At 48.4% G+C, this 18,272-nt stretch carries 17 protein-coding genes; 5 read left to right on the top strand and 12 right to left on the bottom strand.

Annotated features, from left to right (window positions below):
- From BZG81_RS15550 to BZG81_RS14210, 4 genes are all read right to left on the bottom strand, one after another.
- The coding region (locus BZG81_RS15550) for a hypothetical protein (protein ID WP_131826438.1) at positions 1–276 on the bottom strand (276 nt) is incomplete at its 3' end.
- A 467-nt stretch (positions 277–743) separates the two neighbouring features.
- The gene (locus BZG81_RS14200) at positions 744–1,217 is read right to left on the bottom strand and encodes a restriction endonuclease (protein ID WP_077677691.1); all 474 of its coding nucleotides are present in this window, start codon (positions 1,215–1,217) and stop codon (positions 744–746) included.
- A gap of 197 nt (positions 1,218–1,414) precedes the next feature.
- Entirely contained in the window at positions 1,415–1,957 is a 543-nt protein-coding gene (locus BZG81_RS14205) for a hypothetical protein (protein ID WP_131826439.1), read from the bottom strand.
- 512 nt (positions 1,958–2,469) lie between these two features.
- Positions 2,470–2,730, bottom strand: a complete 261-nt coding sequence (locus BZG81_RS14210) for a hypothetical protein (RefSeq protein ID WP_077677693.1) — start codon at positions 2,728–2,730, stop codon at positions 2,470–2,472.
- Between the two features lie 257 nt (positions 2,731–2,987).
- On the opposite strand from BZG81_RS14210, the gene BZG81_RS14215 reads away from it, so the two are divergent.
- The gene (locus BZG81_RS14215; protein ID WP_077677694.1) at positions 2,988–3,962 is read left to right on the top strand and encodes an IS30 family transposase; all 975 of its coding nucleotides are present in this window, start codon (positions 2,988–2,990) and stop codon (positions 3,960–3,962) included.
- An 852-nt stretch (positions 3,963–4,814) separates the two neighbouring features.
- On the opposite strand, the gene fghA is transcribed toward BZG81_RS14215, so the two are convergent.
- Together fghA and BZG81_RS14230 are read right to left on the bottom strand one after the other, a co-directional pair.
- Positions 4,815–5,651 carry an S-formylglutathione hydrolase gene (gene fghA, locus BZG81_RS14225; RefSeq protein WP_077677696.1) on the bottom strand — a complete coding sequence of 279 codons (837 nt, stop codon included), beginning with the start codon at positions 5,649–5,651 and terminating at the stop codon, positions 4,815–4,817.
- A 38-nt stretch (positions 5,652–5,689) separates the two neighbouring features.
- On the bottom strand, positions 5,690–6,838 hold the full coding sequence (locus BZG81_RS14230) for an S-(hydroxymethyl)glutathione dehydrogenase/class III alcohol dehydrogenase (RefSeq protein WP_021024446.1): 1,149 nt from the start codon (positions 6,836–6,838) through the stop codon (positions 5,690–5,692).
- Between the two features lie 138 nt (positions 6,839–6,976).
- Between BZG81_RS14230 and BZG81_RS14235 the strand changes: the two genes are divergently transcribed.
- The gene (locus BZG81_RS14235; protein ID WP_077677697.1) at positions 6,977–7,894 is read left to right on the top strand and encodes a LysR family transcriptional regulator; all 918 of its coding nucleotides are present in this window, start codon (positions 6,977–6,979) and stop codon (positions 7,892–7,894) included.
- A 54-nt stretch (positions 7,895–7,948) separates the two neighbouring features.
- Here BZG81_RS14235 and BZG81_RS14240 read toward each other — a convergent pair whose 3' ends face one another.
- The 4 genes from BZG81_RS14240 to BZG81_RS14255 all read right to left on the bottom strand — a co-directional run bounded on the left by BZG81_RS14240 (position 7,949) and on the right by BZG81_RS14255 (position 12,492).
- Complete coding sequence (locus BZG81_RS14240) at positions 7,949–9,553, bottom strand: methyl-accepting chemotaxis protein (protein ID WP_077577348.1); 1,605 nt, start codon at positions 9,551–9,553, stop codon at positions 7,949–7,951.
- 261 nt (positions 9,554–9,814) lie between these two features.
- A complete protein-coding gene (locus BZG81_RS14245; RefSeq protein WP_021024444.1) occupies positions 9,815–10,852 on the bottom strand; it encodes a DUF2955 domain-containing protein in 1,038 nt (345 codons plus the stop codon).
- Between the two features lie 11 nt (positions 10,853–10,863).
- Complete coding sequence (locus tag BZG81_RS14250) at positions 10,864–11,922, bottom strand: HlyD family secretion protein (protein WP_077677698.1); 1,059 nt, start codon at positions 11,920–11,922, stop codon at positions 10,864–10,866.
- Between the two features lie 108 nt (positions 11,923–12,030).
- A complete protein-coding gene (locus BZG81_RS14255; protein ID WP_021024442.1) occupies positions 12,031–12,492 on the bottom strand; it encodes a MarR family winged helix-turn-helix transcriptional regulator in 462 nt (153 codons plus the stop codon).
- 205 nt (positions 12,493–12,697) lie between these two features.
- On the opposite strand from BZG81_RS14255, the gene BZG81_RS14260 reads away from it, so the two are divergent.
- Positions 12,698–13,999, top strand: coding sequence for an alpha/beta fold hydrolase (locus tag BZG81_RS14260; RefSeq protein ID WP_077677699.1), 1,302 nt, complete (start codon positions 12,698–12,700; stop codon positions 13,997–13,999).
- 361 nt (positions 14,000–14,360) lie between these two features.
- A complete protein-coding gene (clcA, locus tag BZG81_RS14265; RefSeq protein ID WP_077677700.1) occupies positions 14,361–15,752 on the top strand; it encodes a H(+)/Cl(-) exchange transporter ClcA in 1,392 nt (463 codons plus the stop codon).
- Here clcA and BZG81_RS14270 read toward each other — a convergent pair whose 3' ends face one another.
- Both BZG81_RS14270 and BZG81_RS14275 read right to left on the bottom strand, forming a co-directional pair.
- On the bottom strand, positions 15,753–16,385 hold the full coding sequence (locus BZG81_RS14270) for a substrate-binding periplasmic protein (protein ID WP_077677701.1): 633 nt from the start codon (positions 16,383–16,385) through the stop codon (positions 15,753–15,755).
- A 128-nt stretch (positions 16,386–16,513) separates the two neighbouring features.
- Positions 16,514–17,425 carry a LysR family transcriptional regulator gene (locus tag BZG81_RS14275; protein ID WP_077460927.1) on the bottom strand — a complete coding sequence of 304 codons (912 nt, stop codon included), beginning with the start codon at positions 17,423–17,425 and terminating at the stop codon, positions 16,514–16,516.
- Between the two features lie 101 nt (positions 17,426–17,526).
- Between BZG81_RS14275 and BZG81_RS14280 the strand changes: the two genes are divergently transcribed.
- Entirely contained in the window at positions 17,527–18,027 is a 501-nt protein-coding gene (locus tag BZG81_RS14280; protein ID WP_025744652.1) for a lactoylglutathione lyase family protein, read from the top strand.
- Positions 18,028–18,272: the final 245 nt, after the last annotated feature.

The following is an 18,272-nucleotide window of genomic DNA, read 5'->3' on the forward strand; positions in this document are numbered from 1 at the left end:
GAGTTGAGTTTTATTTTGAGGCAATTTTTCCGAAAATCCCAAACATAGTATATTAACACCAAGAGACAAACCTAAGAATGTAAGAATCATATCATATGCATCTATAAACGCACGAAAATTACTATAATCATACTTTTCATCAGCACTCATATAGTTTTCAATATTTCTAATTACAACAGAGGATCCTTCGTTATAGTCAGAAGAAAGAGCCGCTTGATTTTTTACTACAGTTTTTATTGCTTCAAGCAACTCTCTTTGCCGATAGTGATCATCCATTCCTTTCATCGCATTGACTAGCGGCAWTGCTACACTTGCGAGAAAAATTATGAATAGACCAAAAAAAACACACTCCTTATGAGAGAGCTTTTTTATGAAACAAAAAAACACAATTGCAGCTAGAAGAGGGATGCACAATACGAAAATTGACAACAAAGGCTTTACTAAAGACGAATCCAATTAACTTATTCCTTAATATTAACTGCTCTGTTCGGGATTAATTCGCTCCTGCGTGGGAATGTATGTAGATTTTGAATCATAGGCAGGCTTCGCTACAAGATCACCGAGCAGTGCTTGATCTCTGTTCTAACACTCGTGGACAGCGTCAATACCTTTAGCGAACAAGCCGGTTAAATACTCTAGGCAGCGTAATGTTACGTAGGTGATGGTGCTGTTTGTGTTTGAATAAAAACTAGATATGCATTCCCACGCGGGAGCGTGGGAACGAGACAACGCGTTTGTTAGGCTTACGATGCTTTGGTAATAAGCCATTTTACGAGCCCCGCATTAACTGTAAGATGAGCCATGTGATTAAGACCAATAAATTTCACATTATTAGGAAGTTGGATTTCTTCTAATGCTGAAGTTCCCGTGTGACAGATATAATACATTTCATCGTACTGCGGCATCCCTTCGAATTGTTCGATGTAACCTTTGAACTCATCTTTCGAGGACTGAGATTTAACTTGTATAAAGGCACGCCTTCCGGTTACTGGTGAAATAACATCAAGATCAATCGACTTCTCTACTTTTCCTAAGGTTGCAACTCGTTGCCAGCCAGCATTTGAAAACACAAGGTCGACAAGCAGCTCAAAATCTTGCCACCCGAGGTTTTTAATTAATGGCTTTACACTTGATACTAAGTTATTAAGAGAGTCTAACTCGTTCCCACGCTCCTGCGTGGGAATGCATATGGATTTTGAATCATGGGCAGGATTCACTACAAGATCACCGAACTGAACTAACTCCGTATTTCTTCGTCTCCAGACACCGCCAATACCTTTAGATCATTATCAGCAAGTAAACAGGTTCAATGCCCTACCGAGCGCAGTGTTACACAGTTTATGGAGCTGCTTGTATTTGAATAAAAGCTAGATATTTATTCCCACGCGGGGAGCGTGGGAACGAGAAAAGGTGTCTATTTATAAACAGACATATCAGGTCGCTTGAAAGAGTTAGTTTTGAATTGAACAAGTAATTTCCGTAACTCTATGACTTCATCTCGAGGAAATAAAACGGCTAACTGGCCAACATAGTTAACGTCTAGATGATCACCTAGCACTGGAATATGAGAGATAAAAAAGTGCTCACCCGGTTTTGTACCGAAGATAGCATAGGTATAGCTTCCGACTTTACTAATGTTCTTTGTGATGACATCGCCACGCTTAGTAGCCAGACTATCCCATTCAAGATACTTATCAAGAGCAGCCATAGTTTCATCTACGTCCTCACGATCGACAGTCAGCATGCCAATATCGTCTTGCCCATAACCTTGTACTTTGACTACAAATGTATCTCCCCGAAGGCTTACTTCAGTGGGTCGGTCAAGATAATTCCGAGCCAAACTGTTATATGTATAACCATTTAATCTTGTCTGTATAACTTCATCAGGAGTTATTGAGCAACCAATTAAACCTAGCACAACAATAATCGAGATAAAAAAATTATTTATTTTTTTCATTACCTTTAACCATTTAATTAAAAGATACATTTAAATAAGGAAAGCGTTTACTCCCCAATACTGATAAGCGTAACACTTCACCTCAACTAAGGCGTCATTTTGGGAAACATCAAAGCCATTAAATGTGAAATAGGGCACATCCAATCTCGGCGTCAGTAACGATAATGCGTGCTCGGAATCATTGTTCCGCACAGCTAAATACCGCCCTAACTACCCTAAACTTGATTTGAGACAGAGCTCTTACTCGTTCCCACGCTCCCGCGAGGGAATGTATATGGATTTTGAATTATAAGCAGGATTCGCCACAAGATCACCGAGCTGCACTTGATCTCTATTCTAACACTCGCGGACAACGTCAATACCTTTAGCGAACAAGCCCTAGCCAGCGTAACGTTACACAGGTTATGGTGCTGTTTGTGTTTGAATGATAGCTAGAGCTAGATATGCATTCCCACGCAGGAGCGTGGGAACGAGAAAAATTTAGGATTGACGACATACTCGTTTGTTATGTGTTAATTACGTTCGTTGATGTAGTCGATTGCAAATTCAATATGTGCTATTAGCTCTTCAACACATTTGGGGAAATAATACTCTGCATCATCAGAGTCTAAGTTGTCTTTAGGCAATAACGTATATTCAATTTCATCGTTAAACAAAGGGTAAAGATTATGAGTAAGGTAGTTTCGGCGAACCAGTATAAACGCCAAAACTTCACTAAGTTCATCAGTAACCAATTCCTGTTTTTTACAGCTTCCAACAAGCTGACCTAACATAGCTCGCCTAAGGTTATATCCCACCTTAACACTACTCGCGAGAACAATTGATTTTAATGCTGACTCCAACTTCCCCGACATCAATAACAGTCGCCCCAAACTTTCACAAAAACGCTCACTTTTGAGTAACTCATCGTAAAACTCTAGAGACACCTGAATTCAGATAATAAGTGCAACACTCATGGTTAAACTGGCGAGAGGAAGTCAACTGCTGATAGTGGTACGCTTCTCATCGCCAAAATCAAAACGTGATTACCATGAGTTACCAGCAGTTGACCGAAGGACAACGATACCAGATTTCTGTCCTTTTGGCCCGTGGCTGTTCACAAACAGTCATTGCCGAAACCCTTTGTAAGTCAAAATCAACAATCTCGAGAGAGCTAAGTAGGAACCGATTACCGGACGGCCGTTACGAGCCCGATCAAGCTCAGCAGCTAGCGACAAGTCGACGTATACATGCCGGCAAAAGGCGCATACCTTCGATGACAATCGATTTTGTTAAACTCTGCCTGAACGTTGATTGGAGCCCAGAGCAGATTAGCCATGTGAGCACGCGGTTGGGCATGCCTGTCAGCCATGAATGGATTTATCAATATGTGGCAACGGATAAAGCGGCTGGCGGCAAACTGTATACGTCATTGCGCCAAGGGCACAAACGCTATCGTAAGGGCAAAACAAGCAAGCGCTGTGTGATACCAGACCCCGTCTCTATCGATGAGCGACCAGCCATTGTTGATACGCGTGAGCGTTTTGGTGACTGGGAAATCGATACTGTTTTGGGCAAACACGGCACAGGCGCGCTTGTCACCATTGCTGAACGAACCAGTCGTTTTTTCTTGGTAAAAAAGGTGAGCAGCAAAAGCGCTGATGCTGTTCGAGATGTCACCATTGAGCTACTTCGACCGTACGCCGCGCATGTGCACACAATCACCGCGGATAATGGTTCAGAATTTGTCGGACACAAGGCAATAGCCGAGGCATTAGAGACAGAGGTTTACTTTGCTCACCCTTATTCATCCTGGGAGCGAGGTTTAAACGAAAACAGTAACGGGCTGCTCAGGCAGTATATTCCCAAAGGCACTGACCTGCGGGAAATCACTGAAGAAGAGGTGATGCAAGCTGTGGCCCGCTTGAATGCTCGACCAAGAAAATGTCTTGGTTTTAGGCAGCCTAGCGTAATCTTTAACAAGTTATGCCAGGCTGCAGACGAGAGTGTTGCACTTCGCGGTTGAATCCGCGCATTGCTAAATTACTCCTTTACACATAACGCCCAAAGCAGCGGTGCGAAGCATCCGCTGCCTTTGTTTGTTATGCCTATTAACGGTTGGGATATGGATCCTGCCGATCATCACCTTGTCCGCTCAAAATATGCCAGCAGTTTTTGGTGTGAGTAGACTGATTACTCTTAGGGCATGGAGGCAAAGAAGTTTTCGACTGATTAGAGTACTCATAGCCACAGTCTCCGCACTTATAGGTGCCAGCAGAAACATCACTTCCATAGGGAACACATCGCTTTTGAACCATTTTTATATCCTCTTTAGTTTTTGAATTCCATCTCTTGATGGCATTGGTACACACTTACTACTTGTGTGGCATAACATTGTATTATTGCGCGCGCTCGGTTTTCCAAAACCGTTATACCCCGAGAATTACCCATAACATCATGATAAAAATGAAATTTTACAATTTTATCATCAAGTTTTCAGCGATAATAGTGTGCGTGCCTCCTATCTCCGCTCGGGCGTTCACACTATCCCCAAGCGTTGAACTGTAACCACATGAATAATAAATTATTTTTATCGCCCATTCCGAGATAGTGTGAACCTGTCACAGATAAACGTGCACGCTTTTGCCTGTATCTAGCCAATAAGCTGGTTAACCATCCATCCATTCACCACGCTACCGCCGATCAGTTGTCGGCACCTAACACGCCATCTATTGGCTAATTTGCGGGTTAGTGTATCAAGCGCTGTGTTGCTTTTCGTGCGCTATTGTCCAAAGTGTTAGATAAGCCATAGTTTGTGAAATGGGTGCAAAAAAAAGCGGCCTGGGTGGCCGCTTGGGGTCTCAACGTTTTGTGTGCCTTACCGCGCAAAGCGGGTGGCGTGGAAGGCGAGGTGTTCATCAATAAAGGTACTGATGAAAAAGTAGCTGTGATCGTAGCCGGGCTGCATGCGCAAGGTAAGCGGAGAGTTGTGTTTCTCTGCCGCTTGTTTTAGGGCTTGCGGGTTAAGCTGCTCGACTAAAAAGCCGTCTTTGTCGCCTTGGTCCACCAGCATCGGCATGGCGGTGGGGCGTTGGGCGAGTAACACGGTGGCATCGTAGGCTTGCCATGTTTGTTCGTCATCGCCTAAATAAGCGCTAAAGGCCTGTTTGCCCCACGGGCACTCGGTGGGATGACAAATGGGGCTGAACGCGGAAATGCTGCTGTAGCGTGAGGGATTACGCAAACCTATCACTAGCGCGCCGTGGCCGCCCATGCTGTGTCCGGCAATCGCGCGCTGGTTGTTGACCGCAAAGTGCGATTCAATCAGCTCGGGCAGCTCATTGGCGACGTAGTCGTACATCTGGTAGTGCGACTGCCACGGCGCCTGGGTGGCATTAACATAAAACCCCGCCCCTTGGCCGAGATCGTATTGATCGGCGTCCGCCACATCGTCGCCGCGCGGGCTGGTGTCCGGCGCCACAATCGCCATGCCCAAGGTGGCGGCTTGTTTAAACGCGCCGGCCTTTTGCATAAAGTTTTCGTCGGTGCAGGTCAGGCCCGAGAGCCAGTAGAGCACGGGCACCGGTTGGGTGTTGGCTTTCTCAGGCAGAAAGATCGCAAACGTCATTTTGCCGTTGGTGGCACTAGAGTCATGCTGCCAACGTTGGTGCCAACCGCCTGCGACTTTGTTTTCGCTTATTTTTTCTAGTTGCATGGTTATTCTGCCGCCGCGTTGCCACGGCGGCCGTCCTGTTATTGATCCATGTGGATCACGCTGCGAATGCTTTTGCCTTCGTGCATCAGTTCAAAGGCGCGGTTCACTTCATCAAGGCCCATGGTGTAGCTGATAAATTCTTGCAGGCCAAACTCACCATCGAGGTAACGCTCAACAATGCCGGGCAGCTCTGAGCGGCCTTTTACGCCACCAAACGCCGAGCCTTTCCAAACGCGCCCTGTCACCAGCTGGAATGGACGGGTTGAAATCTCTTGGCCGGCGCCAGCAACCCCAATGATCACTGACTCACCCCAGCCTTTGTGGCAGCATTCCAGCGCTTGGCGCATCACATCGACATTACCGATACATTCAAACGAATAATCAACGCCGCCGTCGGTCATCTCGACAATCACTTGCTGGATTGGCTGATTGTAATCTTGAGGGTTAATCACATCGGTGGCACCCAGCTGCTTGGCAAGGGTGAATTTGCTTTCATTGATATCAATGCCAATGATGCGGCTTGCGCCGGCCATACGGGCACCGATGATGGCTGACAGGCCAATGCCGCCCAAACCGAAAATCGCTACGGTATCGCCTTTTTCTACTTTGGCGGTGTTCATTACCGCGCCCATACCGGTGGTGACACCACAGCCAAGCAAGCAAACTTCTTCCAGCGGCGCGGCTTTGCTCACTTTCGCCAATGAGATCTCTGGCAATACCGTGTATTCGGAGAAGGTCGAGCAGCCCATGTAGTGGAAAATGGTCTCGCCGTTAATCGAAAAGCGCGAGGTGCCATCGGGCATCAGGCCTTTGCCTTGGGTTTCACGCACCGCGCCACATAGGTTGGTTTTGCCAGATAGACAGAATTTACACTCGCCACATTCGGCAGTGTAAAGCGGGATCACATGGTCGCCCACTTCGACGCTGGTCACGCCCTCGCCGACCATTTCAACAATGCCACCGCCTTCGTGGCCAAGAATAGAAGGAAATACCCCTTCAGGATCGTCACCCGATAGGGTAAAGGCATCGGTATGACATACACCGGTAGCGACGATTCTGACAAGGACTTCACCTGGCTTAGGTAACTGAACGTCGACCTCTTCCATTTTCAGTGGTTCACCTGGCCCCCATGCGACCGCGGCTTTTGATTTGATATGCGTTTGTCCCGGCTTGATTGTTAGTGCCATTGGAGAATCCTTTTTGTTCACGATTACGACCTGACTATGCTAACTAAGTTAGTTTTAGTTATAATCTGGCAAAATTGAAAATCATTATTTCACTTTCGTAATAATATGTGTCAGTGAATATAGACAGGGTAGACGGTAATGGCACCCCATTGGGAAGGATTAAACGAATTTTTATCGGTGGCCGAGCATGGCAGCTTTACCCAAGCGGCTAATAAATTGGACATCACGGTGGTGTCGGTAAGTCGTCGGGTGGCTGCGCTTGAGGCGTATTTGGGGGTGAAGCTGTTTCATCGCACCACCCGCAAAGTGTCACTCACCGACGAAGGTGAGCTCTATTATCAACGCTGCCGCCCACTGCTCGCGGCCTTGGTCGATGCTGAGCAAACCATTACTCAATCGCAAGCGCTTCCTTCTGGGCTGGTCCGCGTCACTGCGCCGGTGAACTTTGGTGAGCAATATATTGCCCCTTTACTTGCGCCATTTTTAACCGCTTACCCGCAAGTGTCGATCGATTTACACCTGACTAACCGACGCGTAGATCTAACCGATACCGGCACCGATGTGGCAATTCGTATTGGTCACTTACCCGACTCGAGCCTTAAGGCAAAACGGTTGGGATCGCGCCAATTAACCATTTGTGCCAGCCCTGGCTATTTAGCCGCTCATGGCTCTCCTGATTCACCCAGTGCACTCAGTCGCCATACCTGTTTGGTGGGATCAAATGAACATTGGCATTATCAAAGCAGCGGTAAAATTCGCACACTGACCGTATCGGGAAAGTTACGCTGTAACTCTGGTGTGGCCTTACTCGATGCGGCTAAGCATGGTCTAGGCTTGGCGCAGCTGCCCCATTATTATGTGCAGGCAGCATTGGCAAACGGCGAACTGGTTGAGGTGTTAACGGATTATCGGGTAGACGATGAAGGTATTTGGGCGCTCTACCCCAGCGGACGCCAGTTACAGCCCAAGGTAGCCGCGTGGTTAGAGTTTCTTGCCGACCACCTGCCCGACCACCAGCTGCGTACAAGCACGTCTGCATCAATGGGCGCACGATAGAAAAATCGCCAGCACGGGGCTGGCGATTGTTGTACGCGCTCATTCCAAGATGAATTAATGACGCGACGCGCGCAAGGTACCTGTTGTCGGTTTAATTGCCGAGATTTTAAAGGCGCCGACATGTTGGTCGAGCGTTTGTGCCAGACCGGCTAAGTCTTGACTGCTGGCCTCTAGACTATGGCTATCTTCCAAACCGGCTTGTGCCGCTTGGTTAACATTATCCATGTTGACGTTGATTTCATTCGCCACGCTCGATTGCTCTTCGGTCGCGGTCGCAACATGGGTATTCATATCTAAGATGGTGCTTACCTGCGTGGCAATGCTTTCTAGTGCTGTCAGTGCTTGCTCAGTGGCACGGTTACCCTCGGTGGTCAATGCCTTGCTGGTATCCATGGCATCAACGGCATTTTTCGCTTCTTGCTGCAGCTGATCAATGGTCGATTGAATTTCTTCGGTCGATTGTGAGGTTTTAGTCGCCAGGCTGCGCACTTCATCGGCGACCACCGCAAAGCCACGTCCAGCCTCACCAGCACGTGCCGCTTCAATCGCTGCGTTCAAGGCAAGCAAGTTCGTTTGCTCAGAGATCCCGCGAATCACATCCAGAATCGAGACAATCGACTGAGTTCGCTCGGCCAACGAGGTGATCACCGTTGACATATTATCCATCTCAGTGTCGAGTTGGTTAATCGTCGCGGTTGCCTCGGTCAAGGTTTGCTTGCCGGCTTCGGTTTCGCTGTTCGCCGATGAGGCCGAGTCCGCCGCGCTAGACGCACTTTGCGAGATCTCATTAATGGTGGCGATCATTTCGTTCATTGAGGTGACCACCAGCAAGGCTTGCTCGCTTTGTGACTCACCGCGCTTTAATGACTGCGCTGCTTTATCGCGCAATGATCCCGCCGAGCGGCCAAGCTCTTCACCGGTTTCGACCACGTTAGCAATGATTTGGTCGATTTTATCCACAAAGGTGTTAAACGCCTCTGAGATGCGAGTGATCTCGTTATTGCCGGTCACGGGCAAGCGCACGGTAAGGTCACCATCGCCTTTCGAGATATCTGCCAGCGCATATTCTAAGCCTTTAAGCGGCGCGAATAAACGGCCGAGTAGCCACACCAGTACCAAGGTACAGCCGATAAAAATCAAGCCAATCGCGGTAAGCTGGGCGATGGCGATACCATTGGCGGCAGCATCGACTTCGGTGATGGGAATGCCGACATCGAACGCGCCCCAAAGACGGCCATCGACGTACACCGGCATCATGATGTCGTACACCCATACATCTTGCACATCGGCGTACCAGCGCGAATGCTGGGGCTGACCCTGGCCGGCACCGGCGACGGTATAATTATCGCTGTACACCTTATCAATTTTCTGTCTATCGCTATGGGCAATCGCTTTGATGTTTTTATCAATCATCACTGCGTAGCTGATGTCGTCTCGACCTTTAAGATCGGACACCATGTCTTGCAGATCAGCGGTAGGCGTGGAGGAGTTTTCTAAGATGTATTCCGCACGGTCGGCAAGTAGCTCAGCCTGTGCTTGCGAACGTTTAAGAATAATGCTGTCTATCTCGTCATGCGAGATAAAGGTAGTGGCCGTGATGCTTGCAATGGCCGCAACCGCAAACATGGCACAGACCACGATCAAAATGAGTTTTTTCACTACGCTGCCTTTTTAAATGATGGGGAAGGACTAAAGCCGTCACAACCGGCGCGTAATGTGCCGAAAAATTCAGTGTCGAATAGGATGAGAGACGGCTGACTTCCTCTCTGTACATAATTGTTAAACAGAATCATAGCGGTAGGTCATGGGTTAAACAAGTGATGCTTCGCAAAAGTGAAATTGGGCTGAGAGGTTAGCCGCAAAAATCATGATTATTAGTTGACTGAAGCGAAGCATGTTCGTGCCCAGCATAATCGGCAGTTAAGTGACGCCAAACCGCGTTGCCGGGAAGTAATTAAGTAATTTATGCACGATAAAGCAAAGCATCAAGGTGAGTACAATGGCGACTAAGTTGCTGCTGACTCGATATAAGGCATCGTACATAAAGTCTTGGTTGGGGCTTAAGTATTGCCCGAATAAGATCCCGAGCGTTGCCATGGCCCCAAACCCCACGCCTGAGCCACCGGCCTCTTTTAAATGCGCTTTAGCAAACAACATGGTGCCTATCCAAAGCAGCGGGATCACCAAGATCAGCACGTTAAACCAATCGTATAAAATAACTTGGCAGCCCACCCCATACACCACGCCCAACACAGTGCCAATCGCCCGTTTACGCGCATAACTGAGCGAGCCGTTCCAATGCATCGGGAACAGCAACAACACGGTGGTGGCTTGTGCTGAAATCGAATCGCGCAAATCAAACAGCTGAAAGATAAAAAACGAGACCGTCGCCAACGTCGCGCCCATGAGTGCTTCATGCCGCATCCGATGGGATTGTTTTCCCCCTGCGGGTGCAGCAGGCGGCTGGCGCGGCGTGACATCAGGAATTAACCAGGTGACGAGATACGCCACTGCGACCGATAACACATTCGCGCCCAGGTTACCGAAGATTAAGGTATTGATCGGTAAATCGGGATAACTCGCAAAATGAAGCATGATGCTAAGGCTTAACACGCTGTTGGCACCAAAAAGAAAAAAGCGCCCTTTTGACATGCAGGCAAATTTGTAGGTGAACAACAAGAATACCAAAGGCGTCATTAACCCTGGATGCGCGCCAAATAATCCGCCCAGCAGTCCAACTTCTAACCCACTGATCACTGCTGAGGCCAAAAGCTGACGCGCGGCACGGCCATTGATCACCGGGACAAGGCCGAGCAGCAACATTGGAGTGACGGTAAAAAACACCCCAAAGCTGCAGTCGAAAAACTTACAAATCGCGAATCCTAAGGTCGCGCCGGTGGCTATGCGCGCACATTGGCGTACATCATTATCGCTTAACGGGTGATGCCATAAATTCATTGCACTCGCCCTTAGTAGATGTAATGCAGCATACTCAGAAAACCCACTTGTGCTTTTGCGAGGAGACCGCTTATCGCATGATCAGGCACCAGTTGTACCGTGGCGCGAGCACCCGTGGGGAGGGCATGAGATGGCCATTCATCAAGTTGAATGTGCAGACGCATACGCTGTGCATCGCGTACCCACCGATTGGAATTGGTGGGTGAGGCTAACTGGCCATTAGCATCGATTTGACCTGCACTGACCCCCGCATCAACACTGGTAACATGGCCGGTATATAAAGCGCCGGGCTCACTGTCAAACGCCACTAGCGCGGTATAACCTGCCTCAATATCGCGCACACTTTTCTCACGAAAATCGGCAATCACTTGTGCACGTTCTGACACCAATGCCATGATTGGCTGGCCGGCACTGGCATAGGCGCCCACGTCTAATTGCAGGTTGGTCACTACGCCGTCATGGCTGGCTTTTACGGTGGTATACGATTGATTCAATTGCGCTTTCTTTAACTTGCTCAATGCCACTTGTTCGGCAATGTTGCTGGCACCATCACCGCCCCGTTGAATTTGAAGCGCACTGACACGCGCTTTGGCAGCTTCCCATTTGGCGCGTGCAGTATCGGCCGCGCTGATCGCATCGTCACGCTGCTGCTGCGACACACCATTTTTAGCAAATAGAGCTTTTAATCGTGTTGCTTCGCGTGCTTTTTGTGCCAATACCGACGCGAGCGCCGAGACATCTTGGCGCGCGGCCATCAAGGAGGCATCGRGCTGAGCATTGCTTTGTCTGGCCTGGGCAAGTGCGAGCTTTGCTTGGTCGACGGCAATACGGTAAGGCGCGCTTTCAATCCGAAACAGCACATCACCTTGGTGAACGTCTTGGTTGTTGTCGACCGCAAGCGCGCTGACTGGGCCACTCACTTGTGGTGCCACTTTGGTGACGGTGCGTGTCACCATCGCATGAGGCGTGAGTGGCATCGTATTATCTGCGATTAAAAAATAACCGAAAAGGATCAGAAAACTGAGCGCCGCTATTTTTACCCAGCGAGAAAATTTTTCATCCGGTGTCATTCGTGCTTATTACCTTTACTTATCTACATCATTATTGATTAGTGTTGCACTGGAAAGTATCGCGCTGAACAGCGTCGCCCTAACAAGAACAAGGTATCGCCTTGCTTTTTATTCATCTTGAGAAGACGTTACGTAATCGAGTGCGTTTTGATTGATGGTGACCAATACACGCTCTAAAGCCTCAAAATCTTCAGCGGCGATACCAGACAACAAATGTTTGCGTACCCGCAACACCCGCGCTTCGATACGCGACATTAATTCACAACCACTGTCGGTGACATGGACGGTTCGGGTGCGTTTATCTTCGGGTAAGCAGCGCCGTGTGATCAGCCCTTGTTCCTCAAGGTGCTTTAACGTGCGCATTAACGAGCCCAGCTCAATCTCTAACGCTTGCGCCAACTCACTTTGGCTGATGCCATCGCCCAATCGACGTAACATCCACAGCGCACTCCAGCGCGGATAACTGAGCCCAAGTGGTTCAAGCTCGGAATCGGCTACGCGTCGCCATAGTCGTGCGGTCCGTCCTAGATGTTCAGCTATCGACATATGTTCTGGATGTGAAGCGGTCATGCGATCTCTCCCTCAATCGTGCGGATTACTTAGCCTGCTAAGTAATAGAGAACAAGCAATATAAAATAGTTAGCAGGCTAAGTAAATATAAAAGTGATATAGATCACATAAAAATCGAAGAAGTTCGGCTTCGTGCTTGCTCGCTGAGACCGAACAACTCTGATAACCTAATCATCGTCATCTTTCTGTTTATAAAGGCATTACCATGCAAGATCTTTATGATCGTTATATCCGTTATCGCAGTCACCGTGTTGAGGTCCCACTGGATCACAGTGACGCCAATAGTACGCCGATCACTATTTTTGCTCGTGAAGTGGTTGATACGCGCCATCACGAAGCAGATCTGCCGTGGCTGGTGTATTTTCAAGGTGGGCCAGGCATGGAGTCTCCCCGCCCCAACGGCGCCACAGGTTGGCTAAAACGCGCATTAGACGATTATCGCGTGTTGTTGCTCGACCAACGCGGCACGGGCTTAAGCGCGCCGGTAAACCACCAAACGCTTGCCTATCTCACACCTGCCGAGCAAGCAGCGTATTTGAGCCATTTTCGCGCCGACAGCATCGTGAAAGACGCCGAGTGTTTACGCGAGACGCTAGGCATCAAGCAATGGGCGATCCTCGGGCAAAGCTTTGGTGGGTTCTGTGCCCTCACCTATTTGTCGTTCTTTCCGCAGTCCTTGTCTCGCGCGTTTGTCACCGGCGGCATTCCACCGATTGAAGGACATGCCGATGCGGTGTATCAAAAAACCTATCAGCGAGTGGAAGATAAGAATCAACAGTTTTTCGCCCAATTCCCGGACGCACAAGCCCGCTGTCACGAGATTGCCCAGTATCTGCAAAACAATGCGGTGACACTGCCAAACGGTCAGCCGTTTACGGTGGAGCAGTTCCAAACTATTGGCCTGAACCTTGGCCGCGGCCATGCCGGGCTGCCGCTGTATTACTTACTAGAACGAGCCTTTATARAGGTGAATGGCGAGCGTACCTTAAGCTATCCGTTCTTAAATGCGATGCAGGCTGACCAAGGGTATTTAACCAACCCGTTTTACGCTATTTTGCATGAATCGATTTACTGCCAGCAGCAGGCGTCGCAGTGGTCAGCCCATCGGATGCGCGATCAATTCCCGCAGTTCCACTATCAGCCCGATCAGCCGTTCCGTTTTACCGGCGAAATGGTTTACCCGTGGATGTTTGATCAACTGGCAACCCTTAAACCGCTCAAAGACGCGACGATGTTGCTGGCAGAAAAGAGCGATTGGCCGGCGCTTTATGATCTCGAGGTACTCAAGCGCAATACGGTGCCGCTCGCCTGCGCCACCTACGTCGATGACATGTTTGTTGAGTTCGATTATTCCCGTCAAACCTTGGCGCAGATTGCCAACAGCCAAGCGTGGATGACTAACGAGTACGAGCACAATGGCATTGGTGTTGATGGTGAGCGGATTTTAAGCCGTTTGATTGAGATCGGCGATCATATTGCCGCAACCCAAGCGCCTGGTCGCGGTTGATTCGCACCGCTGCGGCCAATGGTGTCGCAGCGGATATTTTGTCCCTAACAAACTGTGATCTAATTCAAATCAATTATTCAGGGACTGGGAGGTGGTACGCTATCACTCAATACGGACTCCCCCAGTGAAACGTCTGAAAATATGCCCTTATCGTTATCGCCGCCCCGTATCGCTTACTCCAGGGATTTTTATCTTGGCTAGCCGAATAATTAGACACCGGTCAAGCGCTTGCATGTTAGGTGAATTGGCGTAGTATAAATGCGTTCTCTCGGGGAACAGGACGTTCCCAGCACGGTGTCGGCGCAAGAATGAGTGCCCCCATACATCGTCATTTTTCTTTTCAAACTTTGCGTTCACATAGATGAAAATTGTAAGTAAAACAGGCAAGAAAAGAGCCATCTTTTATAAATCTAGCGTTTTCTTTGATAAATTATGGTCACGCGACAAAACGCCCGTTTCTATTCTTTTGCTCGCCGTTGTCATCGGCTTTTTAGGCGGCGTTGTTGTCACCCTTTTCGAACTCGCGATTCATACCCTCTCTCAGTCAAGAACTGACTGGCTAGACAGCAACATTAGCTCAATGATTCCATTGGGATTACTCGCTTTTATTATCAGTGCCGGCCTGGCCTTAATGGGCTATTGGCTTGTTCATCGATTTGCGCCCGAGGCCGCTGGTTCAGGGATCCCTGAGGTGGAAGGCGCGATGGAAGGCATTCGACCTACGCGGTGGTGGCGGGTAATCCCAGTGAAATTTTTCGGCGGTTTAGGTGCGCTAGGCTCAGGGATGATCCTCGGACGAGAAGGTCCTAGTGTGCAAATCGGTGCCAATATTGGTCGCATGGTCACCGATACTTTCCGCATTAAAGACAGAAACAGTAACCAAACACTGCTTGCATCCGGGGCTGCCGCCGGTCTCGCCGCGGCGTTTAATGCCCCCCTTGCGGCGATCATGTTCGTGGTTGAGGAAATGCGACCTCAGTTTCGCTATACCTTGATCTCGATAAAAGCAGTGATCATTGCCGCCATCATGGCCGATATCGTTTTTCGCTATATCAATGGCCAAGAGGCAGTGATTGTTCTACCCCAGTACGAGACACCACCACTTGCCTCTTTATGGTTCTTTCTCGCACTAGGTTGTTGTTTTGGCGTGTTTGGCGTGCTGTTTAATTTTTTGATTATGCGGTGTCAGGACTTTTTCCAACGTTTTTATCAAAAAAGTCAAAAACGAATCTGGCTAGTAGGGGCCACGCTAGGCGGTTTCTTTGGCTTATTGCTGATCTATGCCCCAGAGCTGACCCATGGCGGCATTAACTTAGTGCCAGATTTTGTCAGCTTAAACTATTCCATCAGTGCGCTGCTGTTTATCTTTATGGCGCGTACGCTGCTGACAGTGATTTGCTTTAGCTCCGGCGCGCCAGGCGGCATTTTCGCCCCAATGCTGGCGCTAGGCACCTTGCTAGGGACGGTTTATGGCTTAGTGGTTGCCAATATGTATCCGGATATGGGCATTGAACCGGGCATGTTCGCGATTGCGGGCATGGGCGCTTTGTTCGCCGCGACCGTACGCGCGCCTATCACGGGGATTTTGTTGGTGATTGAGATGACCAATAACTACTATCTGATTTTGCCGCTGATTATTACCACCCTCGGCGCCACCCTTGTTGCACAATTACTTGGCGGCCAACCGATTTATACCGAGCTATTACGTCGCAAAGTGCGCGAGCAAAAGCTGCGGGTTGAGCAACAGCCATAATCACAATCCATATTTGGCAAGGATAGCGGCGGTCGTGCCGCTATCTCTCATGTCCTTCAATGCGGTATTTAGCTGTGCAACTAATCGCTGATGGCGTTGATGAAAGACCAGAAAAACCGAGAAAGACGCAACCGGTTTATCTCCCATACGAACATAAGTAAGCTGGTCCTTTTCGATTATACTTTTGATTCTTCCATAACCTATCATTGCTTTAACACGGTGGCTATTGACCATATTTAGTGCAGCGCGTTGTGTTCTGGTTGTTATAAGCTGCCACTGGTAGCGTTTCGCAATTTCTTCGACTACTTGATCACCAATGACTCCCACAACATATTGGTAATCTTCCGGCTCTAACACATGTGTGTATCCAAAGAGGTAATAGTCTACCGACAACAATGGTTCTCGCGGATATAACGCTTTGGGGATATCTTGATAGGCTAGCCGTGTTCGGCCAAAGTCAGCATCAATAATGCCTTTTTTCAGTGCATTTTCGGCCCGCGCAAGTGGCATCTCTATCCATGTGAGTTCAATACTCGTATCGATAATAGTGAATGCCTGCTCCACGATCGCTTTAGTCACCAAAGAAACAGAATCGGTCTCATCGCGGTAAGCAATCGTTAGTGTATTTGCCATGACATTCAACGGTAGCCAGCAGGCTACAAGTATCCACCATCTCGTCACATTGCCATCTCAGGTTGCCTTTGGACTCTTAGACATTAGAAGACAGAGGAAGCACCGTCAATGTATGACACGTGACGCTGTCACTCTTTGCTTTTATCATGCCTATTGATTGAATCACCGACATGCTCTTTAGTGACGTTTGCAATATTGATCGCGCGCTGAGGCAGCTCGCGTCCGGCAAGAGAGGAGAGATATAAGGTTTCACTGACCGGTGTCGGTAAGTAATGAGCTTTAATGGCCGCTTGTTGAGCAAAAGCCGCGACAGCATTGGCGGGCAAGACGGTAAAGCCAAGTCCGCGTGCAACGGGTAGTAAGATAAGACTTATTTGGTTAGAAAAACCAGATTGCTTAACGGGGCGTAACTGCGCCGTTTGATATTGCTCGAAGTTCGCCCCAAGTAATAACTCTGCGTGATGCCTAGCATCTGGGTGATCAATGAATCCAAGTTGGCAGAGTGTTTCCCATGTAGGGTCTTTAATATGGCGCGGTGTCACCAGCAATAACGGCTCTTCGCCAATGGGTTCAGACTGAATATTCGGGTCAACTGGACAAGCCGTTGTTAGGCCAATATCAATGGTGTTATTTAAGATAGCCTTGTGAACATCGCCATTTGGCGCAAATCGATAGTTAATCGTAAGGGCAGGATATGTCACCTGAAGATCGAGCAAACGCGTATACAAGCGGAGCCCGACACTTCCCGGCGACATAATGCGTACCTCGCCTTCATAGCCGGGATCGCGACTGATGGTTACAGCAAGATTATCCAACGTTTGTAGCACGTCCTTCCCTTGACGATAGAGTTGTTGTCCTGCCTCGGTCAGCACCACGCCTTTCTTTCCTCGAATGACCAACGTTGAAGATAATGACTCCTCAAGCTTTCGCACGTGCTGGCTTACGCCAGACTGCGTCATATAGCATTTATCAGCGGCCTTAGTAAAAGTGCCAACATCTACCAGGGTGCAAAAGGTTTTCAGCCAAACAGGGTTAACCATAACAAAATGTCATCACAATCATTGCAAACCATAATTTAACATTATGGTTTAGGTGCCTCATGCTTGCAAACAATGAAGACGTAAGCAGAGAGGAACAAATGATGCAGACCCCTTACCCACGTACATTTTCACACATTGGTATTTCCGTCCCTGACTTAGAAAAAGCCGTTGAGTTTTACACGCAGGTGCTTGGTTGGTATCTCATCATGGTGCCTACTGAGATTGTTGAAGACGACAGTGCAATCGGCGAAATGTGCACCGATGTGTTTGGCCAAGGTTGGGAACGTTTTCGCATTGCCCATTTATCGACAGGTGACCGCGTTGGTGTAGAGCTATTTGAGTTTAAGGATCAGCAAAACCCTGACAACAATTTCGAGTATTGGAAAACGGGCGTATTTCACTTCTGCGTGCAAGATCCAAATGTTGAAGCATTAGCCGAGCGTATTATTGAAGCTGGCGGTAAGAAACGGATGGAGAAACCACGCTATTACTATCCTGGAGAGAAGCCCTATCGCATGATCTATATGGAAGACCCATTCGGCAATATCTTGGAGATCTACAGCCACAGCTACGAGCTGATCTACAGCGCAGGAGCATATTAACTCTTCCACCTGCGATAACAGCTTTGGTACTTTCAATAAACAGGCTCAACGTGATTGAGCCTGTTTACTGCTTCAATACGACACCGACCAAACCGTCACTATTCGTAACAAAAAAACAAACGTGATACAGATCACTCAATGAATTAATATCGACCAGGCAAACAGTGTGATATTAGTCACTCTGATTTTTTATTTCACTGTTCTAAAAAAATAAAGAGTGATCTATATCACTATAAATTTTATAA

The organism is Salinivibrio sp. MA607 (assembly GCF_001996245.1).
GTDB lineage: Bacteria > Pseudomonadota > Gammaproteobacteria > Enterobacterales > Vibrionaceae > Salinivibrio > Salinivibrio costicola.